At 65.3% G+C, this 17084-nt stretch carries 16 protein-coding genes; 12 read left to right on the top strand and 4 right to left on the bottom strand.

Translation table 11 applies throughout. The annotated features are described in order from the left end of the window. The first annotated feature begins 2 nt into the window (after positions 1–2). Genes EI545_RS11420 through EI545_RS11405 form a run of 4 tightly spaced genes read left to right on the top strand, consistent with a single transcriptional unit; the run spans position 3 to position 5761 of the window. Complete coding sequence (locus EI545_RS11420; RefSeq protein WP_125325592.1) at positions 3–1568, top strand: phytoene desaturase family protein; 1566 nt, start codon at positions 3–5, stop codon at positions 1566–1568. Continuing rightward, on the top strand, positions 1565–2053 hold the full coding sequence (locus EI545_RS11415) for a MarR family winged helix-turn-helix transcriptional regulator (RefSeq protein ID WP_125325591.1): 489 nt from the start codon (positions 1565–1567) through the stop codon (positions 2051–2053). The genes EI545_RS11420 and EI545_RS11415 overlap by 4 nt, the downstream gene beginning before the upstream one ends. Before the next feature lies 1 nt (position 2054). Continuing rightward, positions 2055–4202, top strand: coding sequence for a thiamine pyrophosphate-dependent enzyme (locus EI545_RS11410; RefSeq protein ID WP_125325590.1), 2148 nt, complete (start codon positions 2055–2057; stop codon positions 4200–4202). After that, complete coding sequence (locus EI545_RS11405) at positions 4199–5761, top strand: indolepyruvate oxidoreductase subunit beta family protein (protein ID WP_245989963.1); 1563 nt, start codon at positions 4199–4201, stop codon at positions 5759–5761. Before EI545_RS11410 ends, EI545_RS11405 begins: the two co-directional genes overlap by 4 nt. Positions 5762–5817: 56 nt before the next feature. On the opposite strand, the gene EI545_RS11400 is transcribed toward EI545_RS11405, so the two are convergent. Continuing rightward, positions 5818–6909: an LLM class flavin-dependent oxidoreductase gene (locus EI545_RS11400; RefSeq protein ID WP_125325589.1), complete on the bottom strand. Its 1092-nt coding sequence runs from the start codon at positions 6907–6909 to the stop codon at positions 5818–5820. A gap of 116 nt (positions 6910–7025) precedes the next feature. On the opposite strand from EI545_RS11400, the gene EI545_RS11395 reads away from it, so the two are divergent. Further along, complete coding sequence (locus EI545_RS11395) at positions 7026–7592, top strand: winged helix DNA-binding protein (protein WP_125325588.1); 567 nt, start codon at positions 7026–7028, stop codon at positions 7590–7592. A 62-nt stretch (positions 7593–7654) separates the two neighbouring features. On the opposite strand, the gene EI545_RS11390 is transcribed toward EI545_RS11395, so the two are convergent. From EI545_RS11390 to EI545_RS11380, 3 genes are read right to left on the bottom strand one after another with little or no spacing between them, the layout of a single operon-like run. Further along, the gene (locus EI545_RS11390; RefSeq protein ID WP_125325587.1) at positions 7655–8830 is read right to left on the bottom strand and encodes an acetyl-CoA C-acyltransferase; all 1176 of its coding nucleotides are present in this window, start codon (positions 8828–8830) and stop codon (positions 7655–7657) included. Further along, complete coding sequence (locus EI545_RS11385; RefSeq protein ID WP_125325586.1) at positions 8827–9939, bottom strand: 3-hydroxyacyl-CoA dehydrogenase; 1113 nt, start codon at positions 9937–9939, stop codon at positions 8827–8829. The genes EI545_RS11390 and EI545_RS11385 overlap by 4 nt, the downstream gene beginning before the upstream one ends. Then, positions 9936–10691, bottom strand: a complete 756-nt coding sequence (locus EI545_RS11380; protein ID WP_125325585.1) for an enoyl-CoA hydratase-related protein — start codon at positions 10689–10691, stop codon at positions 9936–9938. The genes EI545_RS11385 and EI545_RS11380 overlap by 4 nt, the downstream gene beginning before the upstream one ends. A gap of 119 nt (positions 10692–10810) precedes the next feature. Here EI545_RS11380 and EI545_RS11375 point away from each other — a divergent pair, with 119 nt between their 5' ends. The 7 genes from EI545_RS11375 to EI545_RS11345 are packed head-to-tail and all read left to right on the top strand — an operon-like array spanning position 10811 to position 17081. Continuing rightward, positions 10811–13096 (top strand): bifunctional salicylyl-CoA 5-hydroxylase/oxidoreductase, encoded by a 2286-nt coding sequence (locus tag EI545_RS11375; protein ID WP_125325584.1) that lies wholly within the window; start codon positions 10811–10813, stop codon positions 13094–13096. Then, positions 13093–13836: an SDR family NAD(P)-dependent oxidoreductase gene (locus tag EI545_RS11370; RefSeq protein ID WP_125325583.1), complete on the top strand. Its 744-nt coding sequence runs from the start codon at positions 13093–13095 to the stop codon at positions 13834–13836. The genes EI545_RS11375 and EI545_RS11370 overlap by 4 nt, the downstream gene beginning before the upstream one ends. Then, positions 13833–14273 carry a MarR family winged helix-turn-helix transcriptional regulator gene (locus EI545_RS11365; protein ID WP_125325582.1) on the top strand — a complete coding sequence of 147 codons (441 nt, stop codon included), beginning with the start codon at positions 13833–13835 and terminating at the stop codon, positions 14271–14273. The genes EI545_RS11370 and EI545_RS11365 overlap by 4 nt, the downstream gene beginning before the upstream one ends. After that, complete coding sequence (locus EI545_RS11360) at positions 14273–15085, top strand: enoyl-CoA hydratase family protein (RefSeq protein ID WP_125327415.1); 813 nt, start codon at positions 14273–14275, stop codon at positions 15083–15085. Before EI545_RS11365 ends, EI545_RS11360 begins: the two co-directional genes overlap by 1 nt. A gap of 51 nt (positions 15086–15136) precedes the next feature. Next, entirely contained in the window at positions 15137–16273 is a 1137-nt protein-coding gene (locus tag EI545_RS11355; RefSeq protein ID WP_125325581.1) for an acyl-CoA dehydrogenase family protein, read from the top strand. After that, positions 16270–16677 (top strand): acyl-CoA thioesterase, encoded by a 408-nt coding sequence (locus EI545_RS11350; protein ID WP_125325580.1) that lies wholly within the window; start codon positions 16270–16272, stop codon positions 16675–16677. Before EI545_RS11355 ends, EI545_RS11350 begins: the two co-directional genes overlap by 4 nt. Then, positions 16674–17081 (top strand): RidA family protein, encoded by a 408-nt coding sequence (locus EI545_RS11345; protein ID WP_125325579.1) that lies wholly within the window; start codon positions 16674–16676, stop codon positions 17079–17081. The genes EI545_RS11350 and EI545_RS11345 overlap by 4 nt, the downstream gene beginning before the upstream one ends. Positions 17082–17084 lie beyond the last annotated feature (3 nt).

Here is a 17084-nt window from a genome sequence, read left to right as displayed (position 1 = left end):
CGGTGCGGCCCGATCACGTCATCATCGGCAGCGGGATCAACGCGCTGGTTGCGGGGGCGATGCTTGCCCTCAAGGGCCGGCGCGTCCTTTTGCTGGAGCGTGAGTCAATTCCGGGCGGCTGCCTGCGGACCGGAGAGATCACGGTTCCGGGCTTTCAGCATGACGTGATGGCCGCAACCTGGGTCTTGTTCATGACCTCTCCGGCGGGGGCCGCGCTTGGCCCCCACCTTGCCCGCCACGGGTTTGACTACTGCCACACGCCCCATCCGACCGCCGTCATCCGTCCGAACGGCGAGGCGCTGGTGCTGACGACCGACCGGGCCACAAACATCGCCGCCTTCAACGCGCTGGCCACCGGCGACGGTGACCGTCATGCAGCCGATGTCGGCGGTATCGAGGCGGATGCGCCGTTTCTGTTCGCGCTTCTTGGTGGGTCGCTGTGGTCATGGGCGACGGCGAAGCTCATGTGGGGGCAGGTGCGCAAGCGTGGCTTGCGCGGGCTTGCCGCATGGTTCGGCACGGGGCTGGTTCCGGCACGGGGGTGGCTGGAGACGGGGTATCAAAGCCCATTGGTGCAGGCCCTTTACGCGCCTTGGGTGCTGCATTGCGGGCTGACCCCGGAAAGCACCTATTCCGGGCAGATGGGTAAGGTCATCGCCTTCGCGCTGGAGGCTGCGGGGGCGCCGGTCGTCAAGGGCGGATCGGGCCGGGCAGTGGCGGCGTTCCGTGCGCTGATCGAGGAAAAGGGCGGCGAAATCCGCTGCGGCGCGGATGTGGACCGGATTCTGGTGACCGATGGCCGGGTGCGGGGCGTGGCGCTGACTTCGGGCGAGGAGATCCTTGCGCCCTCCGTCCTCGCATCCGTCGCGCCGGGGCAGTTGCAGGGTCGGCTTCTGCGCGACGTGAACCTGCCGCAGGATCAGGCGGCGGCCAAGGCCTTCCGCCACGGGCGCGGCAACTTCCAGCTGCATTATGCGCTGGACCGCCCCCCGGAATGGCTGTCGCCCGGGCTGGATGACGTGGCGTTGATCCATCTGGCGGACGGGATCGACAGTGTCTCGAAATCCGCGAATGAGGCAGAGCGGGGGATGCTTCCCGCGACCCCGACGATCTGTGTGGGTCAGCCGCACCGGCTTGACCCCAGCCGTTGCCCGGATGGCAAGGCGATCCTGTGGCTGCAGATCCCCGATGCCCCGCGGATGGTCAAGGGCGATGCTGCGGGGCAGATCGCCACCGACGGCACCTGGTCCGACACCATGCGTGAGGCTTTTGCCGACCGTGTCGAAGGCATCCTGAGGCGGCATATCAAGGATTTCGACGCCATCAAGCTGGCCCGCCGAGCCTATTCGCCCGCCGATCTGGAACGGATGAACATCAACCTAGTTGGCGGCGATCCCTATGGCGGGCTTTGCAGCATCGACCAGTTTTTCATCTTCCGCCCCTATGCCCATTCCACCAATGGCGTGGGGCTGGTGCGTGGGCTGATCCATATCGGCGCGTCAACCCACCCCGGTCCCGGCCTTGGCGGCGGGTCAGGTTTTCTGGCGGCGAAAAGGCTGGGCGCATGACCGACCAGTCGCCCCCCGAACAGCCACCCGAGACCCGGCCCCGGCTGGGCGAAATCGGGCTGACGAATTTTGCCCCCTACCTCATGAACCGGATCATGGGGCGCTATAACGCGTCCCTGCGTGAGGAAATGGCGGGCTTGGGCCTGACCACCCCGAAGATGCGTGCTCTGGCAGTGCTTTCGGTGATCGAAGGGCCGCTGATCCGCGAGCTTGCCGTCTATTCGGTCGTCGAACAATCCACCTTGTCGCGGTCGCTGGACCAGCTGGCCACCGAAGGCCTGATCCGGCGCGAGGCCGATGCCGCCGACAGCCGCGCCACCCGCATCTTCATCACCGACGCCGGGCGTGCGGCGTTTGAAACCCTTTGGCCGCATATGTCCGAAGCCCATTCCCGCATGTTCCGCGGCATCCCTCTGGAAGAACGCCGCGCCTTTGTCGGTACGCTTCAGAAGATGCTGGCCAACATCCGCAAGCACGAGATCTGACATGGCAGAACGGTCCTTCAAGGCGGAAGTGGAACACTTGCGGCTGGGCGCGGGGGAAACCTTCACGGGTGAAGGGATTCTGGCCATCACCAAGGCGCTTCTGGAAAACGGTGTCGGCTATGTCGGCGGCTATCAGGGTGCGCCAATCAGCCATCTGATGGACGTGCTGGCCGATGCCGAAGACCTGATGGCCGAGCTTGGCATCAGGTTTGAGGCCAACGCCAATGAGGCGGCGGCAGCGGCGATGCTGGCGGCATCGGTGCATTACCCGATCCGGGGGGCGGTGACCTTCAAGGGTTCGGTCGGGGTGAACGTGGCGTCGGACGCTTTGGCCAACCTTGCCTCGTCAGGGGTGAACGGCGGGGCGCTGGTCATCGTGGGCGAGGATTATGGCGAAGGGTCCAGCATCATGCAGGAACGCAGCCATGCCTTTGCGATGAAATCACAGTTCTGGCTACTGGACCCGCGCCCGAACCTGCCGTGCATCACCAAGGCGGTGAAGGACGGGTTCGAATTGTCCGAGGCGTCGAACACCCCGGTCATGCTGATGGTGCGGATCCGGTCCTGTCATGTGACGGGGTCATTCGAAACCCGCGACAACCAGCGCCCGAAACTGAGCGTGAAGGACGCCCTGTCCAACCCGCAATCCGATTTCGCCCGCGTCGTGCTGCCGCCGATGTCCTATCTGCACGAACAGGACAAGATAAAGAACCGCTGGCCCAATGCGGAGAAGTTCATCCGTGAGCGTGCGCTGAACGAGGTGTTCGGGCCGAAACAGGCTCCGGTCGGCCTTGTCCTGCAAGGCGGCATGTACAATGGCGTCATCCGGGCACTGCAGCGGCTGGGGCTGGCCGATCTGCACGGCAAGACCGAGGTGCCGCTTTACGTGCTGAACGTGACCTATCCGCTGCTGTCCTCCGAATTCCTGGAGTTCTGCGACGGCAAGGATCAGGTGCTGGTGATCGAGGAAGGCCAGCCCGAGTTCATTGAACAGCAGCTGACCACCTTCCTTTACCGCGCGGGGTCCACGGTCAGGCTGCGGGGCAAGGACATCTTTCCGATGGCCGGGGAATACACGGGCCAGGTGATGCTGGACGCGATCGGTGCGTTTCTGAAGGCAGCCGCGCCCCAGATGCTGCCCGCCACCGTCCGTGCGCCGAATGAGGACCGCCCGCAGATCCCAGATCTGACCAAGACCGTGCCGATCCGTCCGCCAGGGTTCTGTACCGGCTGTCCGGAACGCCCGATCTTTGCCGCGATGAAGCTGGTCCAGCAGGAAACCGGCAAGCTGCAGATCAGTGCTGATATCGGCTGCCACCTGTTCGCCGCGCTGCCTCCGTTTGAAATCGGCGGGGCGACGATGGGCTATGGCCTTGGCCCGGCAGCCAACGCGGCCTTTGACGGTGGGGGCGAACGCCGTCCAGTTTCCATCATCGGGGACGGGGGGTTCTGGCACAACGGGCTGTCGTCCAGCTTTACCAACATGGCCTTCAACAAATCCGACGGCGTGGCGGTGATCGTCGACAACTACTATTCCGCCGCGACCGGGGGGCAGGACATCATGTCCAGCCGCGCCGACAACCCGACCAAGGCGACCAAGCACCCGATCACCAAGGCGCTGAAGGGGATCGGGATCGACTGGGTCCGTCAGGTGGACAACACCTATGATGTGGGACGGATGCGCGATGTGTTGCGAGAGGCGCTGACCACCGACACGCCAGGGCCGAAGGTGATTGTCGCCTCAAGCGAATGCATGCTGAACAAGCAGCGCCGCGAAAAGCCGTTGCAGCAAAAGGCGATCAAGGACGGTCGGCGGGTCGAGGCCCCCCGCTTTGGTGTCGATGAAGACGTCTGCACTGGCGATCATGCCTGTATCCGGTTGTCCGGGTGCCCTTCCCTGTCGGTCAAGAAGCTGGATGATCCCCTGCGCGATGATCCGGTGGCCTCGATTGACCAAAGCTGCGTCGGTTGTGGCAACTGTGGCGAGGTGGCGGATGCCGCCGTCCTTTGCCCGTCGTTCTACCGTGCCGATGTGGTGCACAATCCCACACCGTGGGAGGTTCGGCTGGCCCGCGTCCGGTCTCGCGTGATCGGCTGGCTGCAATCGCGCCGCGCTGCCCATCGGCTAAGCTTTGGGGATGCGCCATGACGCTGCACGAAACCCTCTCGGACCAGCTTGGCAAGGGCATGGCCGACCCGCGACTGTCGGGGATCATCAAGCTGGCGATCCTTGCGGTGGGCGGGCAAGGCGGCGGGGTCCTGACCGGCTGGATCGAGGATCTGGCCCGGTCCTGCGGCTATGCCGCGCAGGCCACATCCGTGGCAGGGGTGTCGCAGCGGACTGGCGCGACGGTCTATTATGTGGAGATGGCCCCGCACCGTACAGGTGACCCGACCCCGGTATTCTCCCTGATGCCCGCCCCCGGCGATGTCGACATCATGATCGCCGCCGAGATGATGGAGGCAGGCCGTTCCATCATCCGGGGCTTTGTGACCCCGGACCGGACCACCCTGATCGCCTCGACCCACCGGGCGCTGGCGGTGTCGGAAAAGATGGTACCCGGCGATGGCATCGCCTCCAGCGATGAGGTGATGGCGGCGGCCGAAATCGCCGCCCGCCGCGTCATCGCGGCGGATTTTGATGCGCTGGCGATTGCGAATGGGTCAGTCATCTCGGCTTCGCTGTTCGGGGCGCTGGCGGGGTCAGGCGCGCTCCCTTTCCCGCGTGAGGCGTTCGAGGCCGCCATTCGCGCCGGGGGCAAAGGGGTGGATGGGTCGCTTCGGGCCTTCGGCGCGGCCTTTGATGCAGCGGCGAACCCGACGCCCGAGGTCCCAACCGCTCCGGCTGCCGCTAAGATCACCCCGGTCTCTGGTCCCGCGCGGCTTATGGCGGAATGGGACCGGCTTGCCACACGGGTTGCGGCACTGCCTGCCCCTGTGGCCGAACTCGCCCAGCCCGGGTTGCGCAAGGTGGTGGATTTTCAGGACCTGCGCTATGGCGCGGACTATCTGGACCATCTGGCGCGGGTACTGGCCGTGGATGACGCCGCGCGAGGGTGGGTGCTGTCGCATGAGGCGGCGAAGTATATTGCCAATGCGATGGCCTATGACGACATCATCCGGGTCGCCGATCTGAAAACGCGCGGCCGTCGCTTTGACCGCATCCGCAAGGAAATGCGGGTGAAGGACGCGAACCTGCTGCAACTGACGGAATTCTTCCACCCAAGGGCCGAAGAGATCGTCGGTCTGTTCCCCGCCAAACTGGGCGCGCGGATCGAGGCTGATCCGAAGTGGATGGCCCGTCTGGACCGCTGGTTCAACAAGGGCCGCCGCTTGCGCACTGACAGCCTGCGCGCCTTTCTGATGCTGCATCTGATTGGCGGCCTGCGCGGCTGGCGTCTGCGGACCCTGCGCCACGCGCAGGAACGGGCGCATCTGGCGCGCTGGCTGGAGCATGCCCTTGGCCATGTCGCCACGAATTACGATCTGGCGGTTGAGATCATCCGCTGCCGGCGACTGATCAAGGGCTATTCCGACACGCATGCCCGCGGGCAGTCCAAGTTCGACCGGGTGCTGGAGGCCACTGCCGTCGTCGCCAGCCGTGCGGATGCCGCCGACTGGTGCCGTCGCCTGCGCGAAGCTGCCCTCAAGGATGAGGACGGCAAGGCGCTGGACGGGGCAATCGCGACGATCCGCAGCTTTGCCTGAGCCGGGCCGCGCCCGGCCCGGCAGCAACGTCTGTCGGGGGCAGCCCCCCTATGGACCTACCTGATCCCCGCCGCTGCCAGCTTTGGCAGCACGGTGTCGCGGAAATAGGGGAACTCTTCGACGTAATCGACGAAGGACAGGGTGGTGCCGGCAAAGCCCGTGGCATGCAGCTTGAGGATCCCATCAGCCACCTGATCGGGCGTGCCGATCAAGGGGAATCCGCCGTGACCCAGCGCGAACAGGTGCTTGATCTGCGCCAGCAGGTCATGCGGAAAGCTGTGGGCATGGGCGAATTGCAGGCGGACCAGATTGTCCACCGCCTCGGTATCGGCGTGCTGGACGGCGGTGTAGTCGGCATAGGCCTTGGCTTCGGCCTCGGTCGGGCGGCAGATGACATGGGAAAAGGTCAGCACGTTGACCGCGCGTCCCTTGGCGGCGGCCTGCGCCTTCAGATCGGCAATCTCGCCCTTGGACCGGTCAAGGTCGATGGCCGGGGTGAACAGGAAGTTCGCGTTGTCGGTGGCAAACTCACGCCCCTGCGGGCTGCCGGCGGCGTTGATGATCGGGACCGTCCCGCGCATTGGCTTCGGGTCACCCTTGACCTTGGCGGCCTTGAAGTACTTGCCGTTCCAGTCGAAATGTTCGTCCGAGGTCCAGAGCTTGCGGACCAGATCGAACCATTCCTGAGCATAACCATAGCGGGTTTCGTGGTCGTCGGGCAGCGTCAGCCCCAGCGCCTCGTATTCCGGCTTGTTCCAGCCCGCGACGATGTTCAGGCCCGCGCGACCATGGCCGATCTGGTCGATGGTGGCGATCTGCTTGGCCACCACGACCGGATGATTGGCCGCCGTGTGGATCGTGGCAAAGACGGCGATGTTCTTCGTTGCCGCCAAAAGCCCCGCCGCCCAGGTCATCGTCTCCAGCACGCCACCGTGAAAGTCCGTCTCGCCGCCATAGCCGATCCAGCGCGCGATCGGCAGCATGAAGTCGATCCCCGCCTCATCCAGCATCTGCGCCAGTTTGAGGTTGTTGTCCCAACTGTTGACCCAGCGTTCAGGCGCTTTGGTGGGCGTCATCCCCGAGGAGCAGTTGCTGGAAAAGGTGCCCAAGCGAAAGCGATCGCCCGAGAGCATCGGGTGGTGTGGCATGTGGATTGATCCCTGTTGGAGTTTTTAAAGTATTTTATGTTTGAAAGTCTATCGTAAATTCTGTTTGCGTCAACGGGTCTGTGGGCCCAAGGTCAGGGCAGCAAGGGGCGCTTCGCATGGGTAAGAAAGATCATTCAGCTCAGCCTGTTGGCGGTTCCGGACAAAGTGTTCCGGGGCTGGACTGGCACTGGCATCTGGCCGAAAGCCCGGTCGAGGTGGACACGACCGAGCTTGAATTCGCCCTGATGCGCACGTTTGAAGGATTCGGGCGCTGGCAATCGGAATGTCTGGCGTCGGTCTGTGCCTTGTCGGCGACGGGGCCCGAGAACGCGCTTTTGCACATCATCCGGATGAACGACCGGCCGAAGACGATCAAGGATCTGGCGCGGCTGACCAACCGTGACGATGTGCCGAACATCCAGTATTCACTGCGCAAGCTGATCGGAGCCGGGCTGGTGCTGCGCAAGGGGGCGGGGCGGTCAGGGGTGACCTATGAGGTGACCGACGAAGGCCGCCGGGTGACCGATGACTACGGCACATTGCGGCGGCGGCTGTTGTTGCAGGCGGTGGCCAATGTGCCGGGCTTTTCCGACCGTCTGGCCGACGCGACGCGGACGCTGAACCTGCTGTCGGGAATTTACGAGGAAATCTCACGCGTGGCGGCAACGCATCGGCGTGCGTGACGCCTTTTGCGCTGTGGACCGTTCTGGCCCGTTACCGGCCAAGGGCCGTTGCCTGATCGGGATCAGACCGCCAGCAGTTCCAGCGCAACCCCTTGCCCGACGCCCACACACAGCGTCACCAGCGCCGACGTACCGCCGCCTTCCGCAAGCCTGCGCGCCGCCGTTCCGGCAATGCGCGCACCGGACATGCCAAGCGGGTGCCCCATGCTGATTCCGCCGCCAAAGGCATTCACCCGTGCGTCATCATCGGCGATGTCCCAGGCGCGCAGACAGGCCAGGACCTGCGCGGCGAAGGCCTCGTTCACCTCGATCACTGCGTGATCCCCAGCCTTGCGCCCAGTGCGGGCGGTCAGCCGTTCGACCGCCGCTACCGGACCGATCCCCATGACACGCGGTGCCACCCCTGCGGCTGCCGCCGCGCCGATCCTTGCCAGTGGCATCAGCCCATGCCGCCGTACCCCCTCTGCCGAAGCAAGGATCACCCCCGACGCGCCATCGTTGATGCCGGCCGCATTGCCTGCCGTCACGGTGCCGCCCGCCCGGAACGGCGCGGGCAGGGCGGCCAGTTTTTCAAGCGTGGTCGCGCGGGGGTGCTCATCTGCCGTGACCAGCGTGTCACCCTTCCGGTCCCTGATCGTCACCGGCAGGATATCGGCCTCATGCCAACCCGCGTCATAGCGCGACTGCGACCGCAGGGCGAAAGCGTCCTGATCGGCGCGGGAAATCCCATGCTCGGTTGCCACGTTCTCTGCCGTCTCGGGCATGGACTCGCACCCATAGGCCTGCGCGATCCGGTCATTCACGAAGCGCCAGCCAATCGTGGTGTCATGCATCGCGACTTGCCGGGAGAATGCCGCTTCGGCCTTGGCCAGCACGAAGGGCGCGCGCGTCATGCTTTCCACACCCCCCGCGATGACCACATCTGCCCCATCTCGCACAGCGCGTGCCCCAGCGATCACGGCGTCAAGCCCGCTGGCGCACAACCGGTTCACCGTCAGCCCCGGCACACTTTCCGGCAGCCGGGACAGCAGGACCGCCATCCGCGCGACATTGCGGTTATCCTCACCCGCCTGATTGGCGCAGCCGAAGATCACCTCGTCCACCGCCAGCCCCGGGTGCAGGTCCAACAGCCCGTCAATCACCAGTGCTGCCATGTCGTCGGGCCGCGCCAGCGCCAGACTGCCGCCGTGGCGACCGATCGGCGTGCGACGATGGGCGCAAAGGAAGACATCGGTCATGGGCTAAGGTCCGGTGCAGGCAGGTAGCGCCCTTTCAACCCGGGCGGCGCTGCGGTTTCAAGGGCGGCAAGGGTGGCAAGCACCGTGTCACGGCCATGGGCCTTGAGCATCGCAAAAGGCCCGCGCGGGAAGTTGAGGCCAAGGCGCAGAGCAGTGTCGATGTCCTCGGCCGTCGCGCCGCCTTCGGCCAGAAGCCAGGCAGCCTCGTTCACCAGCGCCGCCTCGATCCTTTGGACAATCGCCACTGCATCAGTAGGCATCGCCGCAGGAGGAGCGGGAAAGACAAAACCCCGGCCCGATTTGCGCCCCAGATCGCCCCGCGCGACCTGCGCTCGCAGGGCGGGGAAGACATGATAGCGCGGATGGTTGGCCATCGCGGTGGCAAGGCTTTCAGTGGCGGCAAGGTTGATGTCGGCGCCGATCAGATCGATCAGGCCGAAGGGGCCAATCGGGTAGCCTGCCGCCGCCATGGCAGCGTCAATCTCGCCCGCTGCGCGGCCCTCTTCCAGCAGGGCCAGCGCCTCACCGTAGTAGGGTCGGGCACAGCGATTGACGATGAAGCCGGGCCGGTCTGCGCATTGGATCACCGTCTTGCCTGCGGCTTCGGTCAGGCTGCGGGCGCGCGCCAAGGCATCGGGTGCCGTGCCGGGATGGGGGATCAGCTCCACCAGCCGCATCGCCGGGGCGGGGTTGAAGAAATGCAGGCCGACCAGACGCTCTGGCCGCGCCAGGCCCGCCGCGATAGCCGCGACCGACAGGGATGAGGTGTTGGTGGCGAGGATGGCATCCGGCTTCAGCAATGGCTCCAACGCCGCAAAGACCGCCTGCTTGACGGCCAGCCGTTCCACCACCGCCTCGATCACCAGATCGGCGGGGGCAAGGTCTTCGACTTGCGCCACCACCCGTAGCCGGCCAAGGATCGCTTCCCGTTCGGCCTCGGTCATCGCACCCTTGGCCACCCGCCCAGCAAGCGACTGCGCCAGACGCGCGCCGGCACTGTCGCGCGCGGCAGGATCGGCATCGGTGGCAAGCACCTCTTGCCCCGCCTGCGCATAGACCTGCGCGATGCCAAGACCCATCGCGCCAAGGCCAATGATCCCGATGGTCATTTGCCCTGAAACTCCGGTTTACGCCGCTCGCGGAAGGCGCGTATGCCTTCCGCCTTGTCCTCGGTATCCAGCAGCGCCTCGAACGCTTCGCGCTCGGCCCCCAGTGCCAGCGCGCTTTCCTCCCCCGCCAGCAGCGCCGCTTTGGCCGCCATCAGTGCCAAGGGGGCACGCCCGGCAAGGCGCTGGGCCAGCGGCTCGGCAAGATCCAGCGCCGGGCCTTCGGCCAGATAGGCCGCAATGCCCCAGTCGATGGCTGTCTCGGCGTCGATCACTTCACCCGTCAGCACCATCCGCATCGCCCGCGCTCGCCCGGCCAGCGCCATCAGCCGCTGCCCCCCGCCCGCGCCGGGGATCAGCCCAAGGTTGGTCTCCGGCAGACCCACCCGCGCTGTCGGTCCAAGGATCATGACGTCAGCCATCAGCGCCAGTTCAAACCCACCGCCCAGCGCAAAGCCATCCACTGCTGCGATCAGCGGTTTCGGAAAGGCGCGGATCGCGGCCCAATGGGCCTTGCGAGGGTCGACAGCGCCTTCGGCTGCCGTCTTGGTCTCGATCTCGGCAATGTCAGCCCCGGCGGCAAAGTTGCCATCGGCCCCGGTCAGCACCACAGCGCGCAGGGCCGGGTCAGAGGCACAGGTGGCGAGTGCCTCGGCCAGCGCGGCAAGCAGCGCCGTGTTCAACGCATTTTTCTGCGCCGGTCGGTTCAGGGTCAGCCTAGCCCATCCCTGCATGTGGTCGACAATCAATTCCATGCTGCCGATCTTCACACCCGGCCAAGAAATTTCAAGCCAGAAAATTTCAAGCTTGAAATTGTTTCCAACCGGTATAGCCTTCCTCAAGGGCGCATTCCGCGCCATCCGGGATCTGGGCCATGAAAATCCTCTGTCTGGGCGGCGGCCCCGCCGGCCTTTACTTCGCAATCTCGATGAAGCTGCGCGATCCGTCGCATCAGATCACCGTGCTGGAACGCAACCGCGCCAATGATACCTTCGGTTGGGGGGTGGTGCTGTCGGATGACGCGCTCATGCGGATGGAGCGGAACGATCCTGTCTCAACCCAGTCAATCAAGGACCATTTCGCCTATTGGGACGATATCGCCGTGGTACATGACGGCGTGCGAACGGTGTCGGGCGGGCATGGCTTTGCCGGGATCGGCAGGAAGCAGATGCTGATCCTGCTGCAGGCCCGCGCGCGGGAACTTGGCGTCGATCTGCAGTTTGAGACCGAGTTCGGGCCGGCCGAAAGCTACCGCAAGGATTACGACGTTGTCGTCGCCTCGGACGGAATCAATTCTGCCGTGCGGCGCGAATATGAATCGGTGTTCCAGCCCGATATCGACCTGCGCCTGTGCAAGTTCGTCTGGCTGGGAACGCATCAGAAGTTCGACGACGCCTTCACCTTCATCTTCGAGAAGACCGAACACGGCTGGCTTTGGGCGCATGCCTACCAGTTTGACGACAACACCGCGACCTTCATTGTCGAATGCACGCAAGAGACCTGGGACAATGTCGGCTTTGCCGACATGTCCAAGGAGGACACGGTTGAAACCTGCCGCAAGATCTTTGAACCCCACCTTGGCGGGCATGAGCTGATCTCGAACGCCGCACACCTGCGCGGCTCGGCGGTCTGGATGAACTTCCCCCGGGTGGTCTGCGGGAAGTGGTATCATGAGAATGTGGTGCTGATGGGCGATGCTGCGGCGACGGGGCATTTCTCCATCGGTTCGGGCACCCGGCTGGCCTTTGACAGCGCGATTGCGCTCGCCGAATACCTGCACAGCGAACCGACGCTGGAGGGCGCCTTTGCCCGCTATCAGGATGAACGCCGGGTCGAGGTGCTGCGCCTGCAATCGGCGGCCCGCAACAGCCTTGAATGGTTCGAGCAGGTGGAGCGTTACCTTGACCTGCCGCCCGAACAGTTCGCCTATTCGCTTTTGACCCGCAGCCAACGGATCGGCCACGAAAACCTGCGCCTGCGCGATCCGGACTGGCTGGGTCAGACCGAAGACTGGTTCCAGCGTCAGGCGGGCGGTCAGCCGGGCCGCAAGCCGATGTTCGCGCCGTTCCGGCTGCGGGACATGGCGCTGAAGAACCGCGTCGTCGTGTCACCGATGGCGCAGTACAAGGCGGTGGACGGCTGCCCGACCGATTGGCATCTGGTCCATTACGGCGAACGCGCCAAGGGGGGCGCGGGGCTGGTCTATACGGAAATGACCTGCACCTCGGCCCAAGGGCGTATCACCCCCGGCTGCCCGGGCCTTTACGCGCCTGAACATGAGGCCGCATGGAAACGGGTGGTCGATTTCGTTCATGCCGAAACGGACGCGAAGATCTGCTGCCAGATCGGCCACGCCGGGCGCAAGGCCAGCACTCAGGTCGGCTGGGGGGAGGGCGACGCCCCGCTGCCATCGGGCAACTGGGACATCATCGGCCCCTCCGACCTGCCATGGTCGCCGAAGAACGCCACGCCACACGCCATGACCCGGGCGGATATGGCGAGCGTGACAGCGGAATTCATCGCCTCAACCCGGATGGCCCGGCGGGCGGGCTTTGACATGGTCGAGCTTCATGCCGCCCATGGCTATCTGATCTCGTCCTTCATCAGCCCGGTCTCGAACATCCGCACGGATGAGTTTGGCGGCAGCCTGGAAAACCGGATGCGCTGGCCGCTGGAGGTCTTGCAGGCCATGCGGGCCGAGTGGGGCGAGGACAAGCCAATCTCGGTCCGGATCAGCGCGACCGACTGGGTCGGCGATGAAGGCGTGACCCCGGATGAAGCGGTGCTGATCGCAAAGATGTTTGCCGCCAATGGCGCGGACATCATCGACGTCTCGGCCGGGCAGACCTCGATCGACGCGAAGCCCGTCTATGGCCGGATGTTCCAGACCCCGTTCAGCGACCGCATCCGCAATGAGGCGGGCATTGCGACCATGGCTGTCGGCAACATCACCGAGCCGGACCATGTGAATTCGATCATCCTTGCCGGTCGGGCCGATCTGGTCTGCCTTGCGCGGCCACATCTGGCCAACCCCTACTGGACCCTTCACGCCGCCGTGGCGATGGGCGATGCTGCCACCGAATGGCCGCTGCCGTATCTGGCAGGGCGTGACCAGATGCGGCGGCTGGCGCAGAAAACGGTTGAGGTGATCCGGGCATGACCATCGCGGGGCGGCGGGTTCTGGTGACAGGCGGGGGGTCGGGCGTAGGCGCAGACCTTGCGCTGGGCTTTGCCCGGGCCGGTGCCGCCGAAGTGGTGATCTGCGGCCGCCGGATGCAGGCGTTGCAGGCGACCGCCGCACGGCACCCCGCGATCCGTGCGCTGACCTGTGATGTGACCGACGAAGCCTCGGTCCAGGACCTGTTCACTCAGGCAGGGCGGGTGGACATCGTGATCGCCAACGCGGGTCAGGCTGACAGCGCGCCATTCGCCAAGACCACGCTGGACCAGTGGAACGCGATGCTGGCCGTGAACCTGACCGGCGTCTTCCTGACCTTCCGCGAGGGCCTGCGGCAGTTTGACGGCTGGGGGCGGCTTGTGGCCATCTCCTCCACCGCCGGGCTGAAAGGCTATGCCAAGGTCGCGCCCTATGCTGCAGCCAAGCATGGCGTCATGGGGATCGTGCGGTCGCTGGCGCTCGAGGTGGCGCGCGGGCCGGTGACGGTGAACGCGATCTGCCCGGGGTTTCTGGACACCGAGATGACCGACCACTCCGTCAAGGTGATCGCGGAAAAGACCGGCCGCAGTCTGGACGAGGCCCGCGCGGCACTCATGGCGATCAGCCCGCAGAACCGGCTTTACCGCCCGGATGAAGTCACCGCCGCTGCGCTATGGCTGTGCTCTGCCGGGGCCGAGGGCGTTAACGGACAGGGGATCAATATCTCCGGCGGCGAGGCATGACGGACACTGACCCCCTTTCCAAGCGCCGGCTCAAGATGTGGGTCCGGTTGCTGGCTGTGACACGGCTGGCCGAAAGCCACCTGCGCGAAGTCCTGCGCGTGCAGCACGAAACCACGTTGCCGCGCTTTGACGTGATGGCGGCCCTGTACCGCCGCCGCGACGGCGTGACGATGAGCGAGTTGTCACGGATGCTGCTGGTCTCAAACGGCAATGCGACGACAGTGGTGGACCGGCTGGAGCAGGACGGTCTGGTGCGCCGCACCCCGTCGGAAACCGACCGCCGCACGGTCTTTGTCGCCCTGACCGCAGCTGGGCTGGCCCGCTTTGAAACCCTTGCCGCCGGGCATGAGGCCGAAGTGTCGCAACTGTTCGCCACCCTGTCCGAAGCGGACCTGGAGGCGCTGACCGGCATCCTCAAACGCATGGGAGGCAGATGATGACCGAACTTGCCAGCCTGACGCCGCAGCACTTTCTGTGGGAGGTGACCGACCGCATCGCCACGATCCGCCTCAACCGGCCGGACCGCAAGAACCCCCTGACCTTCGACAGCTACGCCGAGCTGCGCGACACCTTCCGCGCGCTGGTCTATGCGTCGGATGTGGATGTGGTCATCCTGGGCTCCAACGGCGGTAATTTCTGCTCGGGCGGCGATGTGCATGACATCATCGGCCCGCTGGTGGGGATGGAGATGAAGGAGCTTCTCGCCTTCACCCGGATGACCGGCGATCTGGTCAAGGCGATGATCGGCTGCGGCAAGCCGATCATCGCGGCGGTGGATGGCGTCTGTGTGGGTGCGGGGGCGATCATGGCCATGGCCTCAGACCTGCGGCTGGCGACTCCGTCGGCGAAATGCGCCTTCCTGTTTACCCGAGTCGGCCTTGCTGGCTGTGACATGGGGGCCTGTGCCATGCTGCCCCGGATCATCGGGCAGGGCCGCGCGGCGGAACTCCTGTATACCGGGCGGGTGATGCGCGCCGAGGAGGGCGAGCGCTGGGGCTTCTGGAACAGCCTGCACGCGGCGGACGCACTGGAGGCGGCGGCGCTGACCCTTGCGAAGGCTTTGGCGGCGGGGCCGACCTTCGCGCATGGGATCACCAAGACCCAGATCAATCAGGAATGGAACATGGGGCTGGAACAGGCGATCGAGGCCGAGGCGCAGGCGCAGGCGATCTGCATGCAAACCCGCGATTTCGAACGCGCCTATCGCGCCTTTGTGGCGAAAGAAACGCCGGTGTTTCAGGGTGACTGAGGGCGGACCGGGGGCCAGCCCCCGGACCCCCGGGATATTTGAGGACAGAAAATGAGCGATACCAGTTTCCTGGACTGGCCCTTCTTCGAGCCCCGCCACCGTGATCTGGCGGCGGCGTTGGATAGCTGGTGCGCGGCGCATCTGCCGGTGGATCACGCGGACGTGGATGCCGCCTGCCGCAAGTTGGTGGCGATGCTGGGGCAGGGCGGTTGGCTGCATCATTCAGGCGCGGGTGGGGGGGAGCGGCTGGATGTCCGCACCCTGTGCCTGATCCGCGAGACCTTGGCCCGGCATGATGGCTTGGCTGATTTTGCCTTTGCGATGCAAGGGTTGGGGATGGGGCCGGTCAGCCTGTTCGGTACACCCGAACAGCGCGACTGGCTGACCCGGACCCGCGCGGGCACGGCGATTTCCGCCTTTGCGCTGACCGAACCGGGGTCGGGTTCAGACGTGGCCGCGACCGCTACCACAGCCAGCCGGGTTCAGGGTGGCTGGCTGATCGAGGGCGAGAAGACCTGGATCTCCAACGGCGGGATTGCCGATGTCTATGTGATCTTCGCCCGGACCGGTGAGGCACCGGGGGCGAGGGGTCTGTCGGCCTTCCTGATGCCCGCCGATGCACCTGGGCTGGAGATCGCCGAACGGCTGGAAGTGATCGCCCCGCACCCCCTTGCCCGGCTTCGTCTGAAAGGCGTGGTCCTGCCCGAAAGCGCCCTGATCGGCAAAGCTGGGGATGGCTTCAAGCTGGCGATGTCGGTGCTGGATGTGTTCCGGTCCACCGTGGGTGCGGCGGCGCTGGGGTTTGCCCGTCGGGCGCTGGATGAGGCGTTAGCGCGGGTGAAGGCGCGGCGGATTCAGGGGCAGGCGTTGGCCGAGTTGCAGCTGGTGCAGGGCCATCTGGCCGACATGGCGCTGAAGATCGACGCCGCCGCACTGCTGGTCTACCGCGCGGCCTGGGTGAAGGACAGTGGTGCGGCCCGTGTCACCCGCGAAGCCGCAATGGCCAAGCTCTACGCCACCGAAGCCGCGCAAGAGGTGATCGATATGGCCGTGCAACTGCATGGCGGGGATGGCGTGCGTCATGGGTCGGTGGTCGAAAGCCTGTACCGCGAAATCCGTGCCTTGCGGATCTATGAAGGGGCAAGCGATGTGCAGCGTGTGGTCATCGCAAGGGGTCTTCTGGCATGACCTACAGCCGCCAGATCCGCATCGAGTTCAACCATTGCGACCCGGCGGGGATCGTCTTTTACCCGCGTTATTTCGAGATGACCAATTCAGTCCTTGAGAACTTCTTCCGCGAGGACGTGGGCTATTCCTACCATGCCATGATGGCTGACGGCATCGGCGTGCCGACCGTACGGATCGAGACTGAGTTTCACGCGCCATCGCGGTTGGGCGATGTGCTCGACTGGGCGCTGGTGGTCGAACGGGTTGGCGGCAGTTCCGCCACTTTCCGGCTGGCGGCGCAATGCGACGCGCAGCTTCGGATGACCGCTCGGCTGACGCTTGTCTGGCTGTCGGCTGGAGGGCGCCCTGCCCGCTGGCCCGACCCCATCCGCGCCGCATTGGCCGCGCATCTGGAGGACGCATGACCGATACCGCCCTGCAATTTCTGCACCCGTCACATTGGAAACCCGCCAAGGGCTATTCCAACGGCGTCGCGGCGTCAGGCCGGATGGTCTTTACCGGCGGGATCATCGGCTGGAACGCGGATCAGGTCTTTGAGTCCGACGATTTCGTGGCCCAAGTCGAACAGGCGCTGAAAAGCATCGTCGAGGTGCTGGCCTGTGCCGGGGCGGGGCCGGAACACCTTGTCCGGCTGACGTGGTATGTCACCGACAAGCGGGAGTATCTGGACAGCCTGAAGGACCTTGGCCAGATCTACAAGGCGGTGATCGGGCGGCATTATCCGGCGATGGCGCTGGTGCAGGTCGTGGCGCTGGTCGAAGACCGCGCCAAGGTGGAGATCGAGGCGACGGCGGTGATCCCTGCCTGACTG

The organism is Tabrizicola piscis, from assembly GCF_003940805.1.
GTDB lineage: Bacteria > Pseudomonadota > Alphaproteobacteria > Rhodobacterales > Rhodobacteraceae > Tabrizicola > Tabrizicola piscis.
Note: the sequence above shows the minus strand (reverse complement) of the source record. Positions and strands in the feature narration are given on the sequence as shown.

Bases quoted from the DNA above. Each gene is read 5' to 3' on its own strand.
- EI545_RS11345 (WP_125325579.1), top strand. From the start codon at position 16,674: ATGACCGATACCGCCCTGCAATTTCTGCACCCGTCACATTGGAAACCC.
- EI545_RS11415 (WP_125325591.1), top strand. From the start codon at position 1,565: ATGACCGACCAGTCGCCCCCCGAACAGCCACCCGAGACCCGGCCCCGG.
- EI545_RS11380 (WP_125325585.1), bottom strand. From the start codon at position 10,691: ATGGAATTGATTGTCGACCACATGCAGGGATGGGCTAGGCTGACCCTG.
- EI545_RS11350 (WP_125325580.1), top strand. From the start codon at position 16,270: ATGACCTACAGCCGCCAGATCCGCATCGAGTTCAACCATTGCGACCCG.
- EI545_RS11370 (WP_125325583.1), top strand. From the start codon at position 13,093: ATGACCATCGCGGGGCGGCGGGTTCTGGTGACAGGCGGGGGGTCGGGC.
- EI545_RS11395 (WP_125325588.1), top strand. From the start codon at position 7,026: ATGGGTAAGAAAGATCATTCAGCTCAGCCTGTTGGCGGTTCCGGACAA.
- EI545_RS11405 (WP_245989963.1), top strand. From the start codon at position 4,199: ATGACGCTGCACGAAACCCTCTCGGACCAGCTTGGCAAGGGCATGGCC.
- EI545_RS11360 (WP_125327415.1), top strand. From the start codon at position 14,273: ATGACCGAACTTGCCAGCCTGACGCCGCAGCACTTTCTGTGGGAGGTG.
- EI545_RS11385 (WP_125325586.1), bottom strand. From the start codon at position 9,939: ATGACCATCGGGATCATTGGCCTTGGCGCGATGGGTCTTGGCATCGCG.
- EI545_RS11400 (WP_125325589.1), bottom strand. From the start codon at position 6,909: ATGCCACACCACCCGATGCTCTCGGGCGATCGCTTTCGCTTGGGCACC.
- EI545_RS11390 (WP_125325587.1), bottom strand. From the start codon at position 8,830: ATGACCGATGTCTTCCTTTGCGCCCATCGTCGCACGCCGATCGGTCGC.
- EI545_RS11355 (WP_125325581.1), top strand. From the start codon at position 15,137: ATGAGCGATACCAGTTTCCTGGACTGGCCCTTCTTCGAGCCCCGCCAC.
- EI545_RS11365 (WP_125325582.1), top strand. From the start codon at position 13,833: ATGACGGACACTGACCCCCTTTCCAAGCGCCGGCTCAAGATGTGGGTC.
- EI545_RS11375 (WP_125325584.1), top strand. From the start codon at position 10,811: ATGAAAATCCTCTGTCTGGGCGGCGGCCCCGCCGGCCTTTACTTCGCA.
- EI545_RS11410 (WP_125325590.1), top strand. From the start codon at position 2,055: ATGGCAGAACGGTCCTTCAAGGCGGAAGTGGAACACTTGCGGCTGGGC.